2 protein-coding genes are annotated in these 8585 nt (G+C 70.9%); both read right to left on the reverse strand.

Translation table 11 applies throughout. The features are described 5' to 3' along the window. The coding region (locus ACIRQP_RS41355; RefSeq protein ID WP_403900488.1) for an amino acid adenylation domain-containing protein at positions 1-4679 on the reverse strand (4679 nt) is incomplete at its 3' end. A 150-nt stretch (positions 4680-4829) separates the two neighbouring features. Continuing rightward, the coding region (locus ACIRQP_RS41360; RefSeq protein ID WP_403900490.1) for an amino acid adenylation domain-containing protein at positions 4830-8585 on the reverse strand (3756 nt) is incomplete at its 5' end.

The raw sequence follows: 8585 nt of genomic DNA on the forward strand, positions 1-8585 counted from the left end.
CCACCCACACCACCCACCACCACACCCGCCAACTCAACCCAATGACGACACAACCGCTCCACCGACACCGCATCGAACAAATCCGTGCTGTACTCGGCAGCGGCGATCAGTCGTCCGTCCTGCTCCGAGAACGCGAACGTGATGTCGAACTGAGAGGCTTCCCGGACCGACGGAACCGCCTCGGCCCGCAGACCCGGCAGGTCGAACTCGGCCCGCGGGGTGTTCTGGAGTACGAGCATGGCCTGGACGAGGGGGGTACGGCTGGTGTCGCGCTCGGGGGCCAGCTCCTCGATCAGCCGGCTGAAAGGCACGTCCTGATGGGCGAAAGCGTCCAGCACGGTCGTACGGACTCGTTCGAGCAGTTGGTCGAAGCTCTCGGACTCGTCGACCGTCGTCCGCAGGACGACGGTGTTGACGAAGAACCCGACGAGGTCTTCCAACTCGGCCCGTTCACGCCCCGAGACACCTGTCCCCAGCGCGATGTCCGTCCGTCCGCTGTAGCGCGCCAGCAGGAGCTGGGTGATGGCGGTCAGCGTCATGAACAGACTCGCGCCCCGAGCACGTCCGGTTTCCGTCAGGAGCCGGGTCAGCTCCGCGGGGACCTCGAACGCGTGCAGGGCGCCCGCCGAGGTACGCACCGCCGGGCGCGGCCGGTCCGTCGGCAGCTCCAGGGGCTCCAGTCCGTCGAGCTGCCCCCGCCAGTAGTCGAGTTGGCCGTCGAGCGTGTCGCCCGCCAGTCGGTCGCGCTGCCAGACGGCGTAGTCGGGGTACTGAATCGGCAACGGCCGCAGGGCGGGCTCCTCGCCGCGCACGGCGCCGGTGTAGAAGGCGCTCAGCTCACGCGTGATGACGCCCATCGACCAGCCGTCCGTGACGATGTGATGCATCGTCAGCATCAGCACATGGCTGTTCTCACCCGTCCATGCCAGCAGCACCCGCAGCAGTGGCCCGGTCGCCAGGTCGAACGGGGTCGCTGCCTCGGCGCGGAGGGCGGCGTCCAGTTCGCTGTCCGTGCCGAGCGCGGTCGTGCGTACCGCCACGTCCATGGTGTCGTGTACGACCTGAGTGCCGCGTCCGTCCAGTGTCTCGAAGGTGGTACGCAGCGCCTCGTGCCGGGCGACCAGTCCCGCGACGGCCGCCCGCAGCGCCGTGAGGTCGAGCGTGCCGGTCAGCCGAAGGGTGCCGCAGACGTTGTACTCGGCGGCGCCGGGGGCGAAGTCGTCGAGGAACCACAGGCGTTCCTGGGCGAAGGAGAGCGGCAGCCGCCCTTCCCTCGGCGCGGGAGCGATCAGGTCCGTGTCGGCCGAGTCGGCGTCACCGCGCGCCGACGCGTTCGCTGAGGCATTCGGTGAGGCGTTCGCTGAGGCATTCGCAGCGGAAGTACCCGCCAGCGCATCGACAGTGGCCGCCAGGTCGGCGAGCCTCGGAGCCTCGAAGAGGTGGCGTACGGTCAGTTCCGTTCCCAGACCGCTCCGGACGCGGCTGATCACCCGGGTGGCGAGCAGGGAGTGGCCGCCGAGCGAGAAGAAGTCGTCCTCGGCACCGACCTGTGCCGTACCCAGCACCTCGGTCCAGATCGCGGCGAGCGCCCGCTCGGTGTCGGTGCGCGGGGCGAGGTACTCGGCGGACTCGGCCCAGTCGGGGGTCGGCAGGGAGCGGCGGTCGAGCTTGCCGCTGGAGGTCAGCGGAAGCGCGGCGATCGGTACGAAGGCGGCGGGCACCATGTAGTCGGGCAGGCTCTGCCGGATGAGGTCGCGCAGTTCCCGGGCGGCGGGCACGGAGTGGCCCTCGGCGGCGACGACGTACCCGGCGAGCCGGGCGATGCCCTGCCGGTCGTCCCGTACGACGATCGCGGCGTCGCTGATCGCGGGGTGCCGGCGGAGGGCGGCCTCGATCTCACCGGGCTCGATACGGAAGCCGCGTACCTTCACCTGGTCGTCGGCGCGGCCGAGGTGTTCCAGGGTGCCGTCCGACGTCCAGCGGACGAGGTCGCCGGTGCGGAAGAGGCGCCCGGACGGATCGAACGGGTCGGCGATGAAGCGTTCGGCCGTACGGTCGGGACGGTTGGCGTAGCCACGCGCGAGCCCGGCTCCGGCCACGTACAGCTCGCCCGGAACTCCGCGCGGTACGGGGCGCAGCCGGCCGTCGAGGACGTACACCTGGTTGTTCCAGACGGGCCTGCCGATCCGTACGTCCGGTCCCTCCGCCTCCCAGACCAGGCTGTCGGCGCTGATCTCGGACGAGCCGTAGAGGTTGAGGAGCCGCGCGTGCGGCAGCTGCTCGCGGAAGCGGGCGGCGAGCGCGCGGCTGAGCGGCTCGCCGCTGCTGATCCAGCAGCGGCAGGAGGCCAGGGCGGCCGGGTCGGTCTCGTCCAGGAGGACGGAGAGCAGGCTGGGTACGAGCGTCATGCGCTCCACGCGGTGCCGCTCGATCAGCCGGGCCAGCGCGGGGGGGTCCTTGGCCTCGTCGTCGGAGGCGAGGATGATGCGCCCGCCGTGCACCAGGGTGCCGAGGATCTCCGTCGCGCTGTCGAGGAAGCTCACCGAGCTCTTGGCGCAGACGACGGCGTCGCGCCACTCGGGGTAGGTCTCGGCGAACCACGCCCAGCGGCTGAGCAGGCCGCCGTGAAGACCGAGGACGCCCTTGGGCCGGCCGGTGGAGCCGGAGGTGTAGATGACGTACGCGGTGTTGCTCGCGGCCACCGCCACCCGCGGCGTACGCGAGGGCAGCACGGCGATCCGGTCGCGCAGGCGGTCGACGGCGACGACGTCGCCGGGGCCGTGGAAGCCGTCCGGCAGCAGTCCGGTGAGCGCGTCGACCGTGACCGCCACCCGCACCCCGCTCTCGGCGAGCATCCATGCCACGCGGTCCCGCGGAAGCGCCGGGTCCACCGGCAGATACGCCCCGCCCGCCTTGAGCACGGCCAGGATGGAGACGACGAGGTCGGTGCCGCGCGGCAGGCAGACAGCGACCGGCTCCTCCGGGCGGACCCCGCAGTCGATCAGATGGTGGGCCAACCTGTTGGCACGTTCATCGAGTTGACGGTAGGTCAGGGTCTGATCGTCCCCATCGGTCAGCGCGGGCGCGTCGGGCGTGCGGTCGGCCTGCTCGGCGAAGCGCGCCGGGATGGTGCCCTCGGCCGCCTCGGGCCGCGCGACCGACTTGCCGTCGGCGAGCAGCTCCGCCAGTTCCTCGGCGGTGAGCAGCTCGGCCTCGTCCAGCCGTCGGTCGGGGTCGGTGACCAGAGCACGGGCCAGCACAACGAAATGACGCCCCAGCCGTTCGACGGTGGCCGGGTCGAACAGGTCGGTGCTGTATTCGATCGCGCAGTGCAGCTCCTCCTCCTCGTCCTCCTCGAATTCCCAGCTCACGTCATAAGGGGATTCCTGGCGGGCGAGGGTTCCGCGTGCCACCCGTACGCCCTCGAATTCGGCGGATTCGACCGGGGTATTCTGGAGCACCACCATCGACTGGACGAGTGGTGTACGCGAGGTGTCGCGTTCCGGCGCGAGGATTTCCACCAGCCGCTCGAAGGGGACGTCCTGGTGCTCGAATGCCTCCAGTACGGTTTCCCGTACCTCGGCGAGATATTCGGTGAACGAACGGGTCTGGTCGATACGGGAGCGCAGCACCAGAATATTGATGAAGAATCCGACGAGATTCTCCACCTCGGCCCGCTCACGCCCGGGTACCGCCGTGCCCACCGCTATGTCGTCCTGGCCGCTGTGCCGGGCCATCAGCAATTGGGTGACCGCGGTGAGCGTGACGAAGAGGCTGGCTCCCTGGTCCCTGCCCGTGTTCCGGAGCCCTGCGGCGACATCGGCGGGCAGCGTGAAGGCGTGCACGGCTCCGGCGCCGCCCCTGGCCGCCGGACGGGGGCGGTCGGTGGGCAGCTCCAGCGGCTCCAGACCGGCCAACTGCTCGCGCCAGTAGTCGACATGGCGGTCCAGCGCGCTGCCGGAGAACCGGCCGCGCTGCCAGGCGGCGTAGTCGGCGTACTGCACCGCGAGCGGAGGCAGCCCGGCGGCGCCGGCATCTCCGCGCAGCGCGGCGGCGTAGTACGCCCGCACCTCCCGGACGATGATCTCCATCGAGGCGCCGTCGGTGACGATGTGGTGCATGGCGAGCAGGAAGCGGTACTCCTCCGCGCCGACGCGGACGAGCAGGGCGCGCACCAGCGGGCCGGTGCGCAGGTCGTACGGCTCGGCCATGGCCGCGGAGATCAGCCGGTCGCATTCGCGCTCCGCCTCGTGGCCGACCCCGTCGGGTCCCGCTGGATCGGCGAGATCCACGAACCGGAATGGCAGCTCCGCCTCCGGACGTACGATCTGCCGCGCCACCCCCTCCTCGGCGGCGAAGGTCGTACGCAGTGGCTCGTGCCGCGTCACGACGGCGTCGAGCGCCGCCCGGAACGCGGCGACGTCCAGCGGGCCGGTGAGCCGCAGGCTCAGACCGGAGTTGTTCTCCGTGGAGTCACGCTGATACTCCGTCATGAACCAGAGCCGCTGCTGCGCGAACGACAGGGGGAGCGTTCCGCTGCGGTCCACGGACTCGATGGTGTTCCGACCGCCGCCCGCGCGCCCCGCGAGTCGGCTCCGGAGTTTCTCCTGCACGTGTTCCGGCAGCGAACTGATCCGGGCCTCGCGCGAAGAGGCGGCGTCCATGGAAAGCTCCCTCATATCCACATCATGAAAACAAGCAGGCAAAAGCACCGCGTGCGCAGTCGACGGGGTTTCGGGCCTGTCCCGGCCCCATTGGTCCGTCGACGCGCACGCGGATGACACATGGTGCGTAGTGCGTGTTACGTCGTGCGGTGCTTTCCGGCCCCGCTAAAGGGTCGGATCACCGCCGTTCTCCATATCCTCGATGATCAGCTCTTCGATCTTCCCGGCGAGTTGCGCGATCGTGGGGAAATCGAACATCACGCGGGCCGAGGGGTTGATGTCGAACACAGTCCGGACCCTAGCAATCACGCGAAGACTCAGGACCGAGTTTCCGCCCAGGCTGAAGAAGTCCTCCTCGATTCCGGTTCGTTCCAGCCCGAGCACCTCCGCCCAGATCTCCGCCACGGCCTCTTCCGTCGGGGTGCGCGGGGCCACGTACGCGGCGCGGCTGCCGTACTCGGGCGCGGGGAGCGCCCGGCGGTCGAGCTTGCCGTTCGTGGTCAGCGGCAGCCGTTCCAGGGCCACGAACGCGGCCGGAACCATATAGTCCGGCAGTGCGTCGCCCAGCGTCCGCCGCAGCCCGGCCTCGTCGAACCCCGCGAACCCGGCGGCCCCGCCGACGGGTACGACGTACGCCACGAGCCGCTGGTCCCCGGGCTGGTCCTCCCGCACCACCACGGCTCCCTGGGCCACTCCCGGATCGCCTACCACCAGGGCCTCGATCTCCCCCAGTTCGATCCGGAAGCCGCGGATCTTCACCTGGTCGTCGTTGCGTCCGAGATAGTCGAGCGTCCCGGCGGCGTTCCAGCGCGCGGTGTCGCCGGTCCGGTACATCCGGGCGCCGGGGCCGCCGAAGGGGTCCGCGACGAACCGTACGGAGCTGAGTCCGGGCCGGTTCAGATAGCCGCGGGCCAGGCCGCCCCCGGCGATGTACAGCTCGCCCCGTACGCCCTGGGGCACCGGGCGGAGCGCGGCGTCGAGGACGTACGCGCGCAGATGTGGCAGCGCCCGGCCGATCACGCTTCCGGCGCCGGGGGTGGCGAACCGCGGCTCGGCCCGCCGGCTTGTGACATGCACGGTGGTTTCGGTGATTCCGTACATGTTGACCAGTACGGGACCGCCGTTGCCCGAGCGCTCCACCCAGCCCGCGATCCGCGACCAGTCCAGGGCCTCGCCGCCGAACACGACCGTGCGCAGTGCGAGCCGCTCCCGCAGCCCGTCCACCGTGCCGATCTCCTCGGCCAGCCGGTAGAACGCCGACGGGGTCTGGTTGAGTACGGTGACGCGCTCACGTTCGAGCAGCAGCGCGAAGTCCCCGGGGGCGCGCGCCACGTCGCGGTCCACCACGACCAGGCGCCCGCCGTACGCCAGCGCACCCCACAGCTCCCACACGGTGAAGTCGAACGCGTAGGAGTGGAACATCGTCCATACGTCGTCCGGGCCGCACGCGAATTGCTCCTGGGTGGCGGCTAGCAGCTCCGCCACGTTGCCGTGCGAGACCACCACGCCCTTGGGACGTCCGGTCGATCCAGAGGTGTAGATGACATACGCGGCGGAGGCGGCGGAGACGGGCGCGCGACGGGAGGGGGCGATCTCCGCGTCCACCGGGTCGCCGGGCCTCACGTTCGCCGGGTCGCCGGGCGTCATGTTCGCCGGGTCGCCGGGCAGCACCGTCGCCGGATCGACGGGCGCCAGGGCCACCGGGTCGTCCAGTACCACCGACCTACGCGCCGCGTCCCCGGGCAGGACAGACGCGGTCTCCCGGCTGGTGATCACCAGGTCGGCCGAGCAGTCCTCGATGATGTACGCGATCCGGTCGGCCGGGGACGCGGGGTCCACCGGCACATACGCTCCCCCCGCCTTCAGTACGGCCAGGATCGCGACCACCAGATCGATCGAGCGCGGCAGCACCAGCCCCACCCTGGACTCCGGCCCCACCCCGTGCGCGGCGAGACGGGCGGCGAGCCTCGAAGCACGCGCGGCCAGCTCGCCGTAGTCGATGGTGGTGTCTCCGAACGTCACGGCGGGCGCTCCGGGCACGGCGCGGGCCCGGTCCTCGAACATGGCGAGGGGCGACACCGCGGGCACGCCCGGATCGCCGCTGTCGTTCCAGGATTCCAGCAGCAGCGAGCGCTCCTCCGCGTCCAGCGGATCGTGCTCCAGCAGGGGCCGTCCGGGGGCGGCGGTGAGCCGGTCGGCGAGCGTCAGCCAGTGCCTGGCCAGCCGGTCGATGGTGGCCGCGTCGAACAGATCGCTGTGGACGGCCACGGCCTCCAGGCCACCCCCCGACCGGGGCTGGAACTCCAGATGCAGATCGAACTGCGCGGTGTCGCGCGGCGGCACGAACTCACCGACCCGTACCCCCGGCAGGTCGAACTCGGCGCGCGGGGTGTTCTGGAGTACCAGCATGGCCTGGACGAGGGGGGTACGCCTGGTGTCGCGCTCGGGGGCCAGCTCCTCGATCAGCCGGCTGAAAGGCACGTCCTGATGGGCGAAAGCGTCCAGCACGGTCGTACGGACCCCGTCCAGGAACCCGTCGAACGTGAGCGCCTCGTCCACCCGCGAGCGCAGCACCAGCGTATTGGCGAAGAAGCCGACCAGACCCTCCAGTTCGGCCCGCTCACGACCCGACACCACCGTGCCCACCGCGATATCGCGTCGTCCGGTGTAGCGGGCGAAGAGGAATTGCGTCACCGCCGTCAGCACCATGAACAGGCTCGCGCCGCGCCGTCGGCCCGCACGCGCCAGACGCTCCGTCAGTTGGGCGGGCACCTCGAAGGCATGCAGGGCCCCGGCCGAGGTACGCACCGCCGGGCGCGGCCGGTCCGTCGGCAGCTCCAACGGCTCCAGGTCCGCCAACTGGCCGCGCCAGTAGGCCAGATGTTCGTCCAGCGCGTCACCCATCAGCCGGTCACGCTGCCAGACCGCGAAGTCCGGGTACTGCACGGGCAGTTCGGCGAGCTCCGACTGCCGGCCGCGTACGGCGTCCGTGTAGAAGGCGCTCAGTTCACGCGTCACCACGCCCATGGACCAGCCGTCGGTGACGATGTGGTGCATCGCCAGTACGAGCACATGCTCACGCGGCGACACCTCCGCCAGGAACACGCGCAGCAGCGGGCCCGTACGGAGATCGAACGGCGTCGAGACGGCTGCCGACAGCGCCTCGTCCAGGGTGGTGACCTGGACGGGGACATCGACCGCGGCGTGCACCAGCTGTACACCGCGCCCGTCGACGGAGTCGAAGGTGGTCCGCAGCGCCTCGTGCCGGGCGACCAGCCGCGAGACCGCCGTGCGAAGGGCGGAGGTGTCGAGGTCGCCGGTCAGCCGCAGGGCGGTGACGACGTTGTACTCGACACTGTCACGGGCGAAGTCGTCCAGGAACCAGAGGCGTTCCTGTGCGAAGGAAAGCGGCAGGTCGTCGCCGCGCGGCGCCGGAACGGGGCCACGGTCGTCGGGAGCGGGGACGAGGCGGGGGACGGGGACGGTGCCCGGGGGTACCGTCCCGCGCAGGGCGGTCTCCGCGAGGCGCGCGACGGTGGGATGGTCGAAGAGAGCCCGGGGAGACAGCCCGGTGCCCAGCACCGAACGGATCCGCGAGACCACCCGCAGGCTGGAGATGGAATCCCCGCCCAGCTCGAAGAAGTCGTCGTGGACGCCGACGCGCTCCACGCCCAGGACCTCCGCCCAGGTCTCGGCGAGCGCCTGTTCCTCCGCCGTACGGGGTGCGACATACTCCCCCGCCGCGTCGGGCTCCGGCGCGGGCAGAGCACGGCGGTCGGTCTTCCCGTTCACGGTCAGTGGCAGCTCGTCCAGCACCACGAACGCGGACGGCACCATGTACTCGGGCAGCAGGCCGGCGGCGTGCTCCCGTACGAGCGAGACGTCCAGCTCACCCGACGACGGAACGAGATACGCCACCAG

Origin of the sequence: Streptomyces sp. NPDC102274 (assembly GCF_044766385.1) — a bacterium.
Taxonomy (GTDB): Bacteria; Actinomycetota; Actinomycetes; order Streptomycetales; family Streptomycetaceae; genus Streptomyces.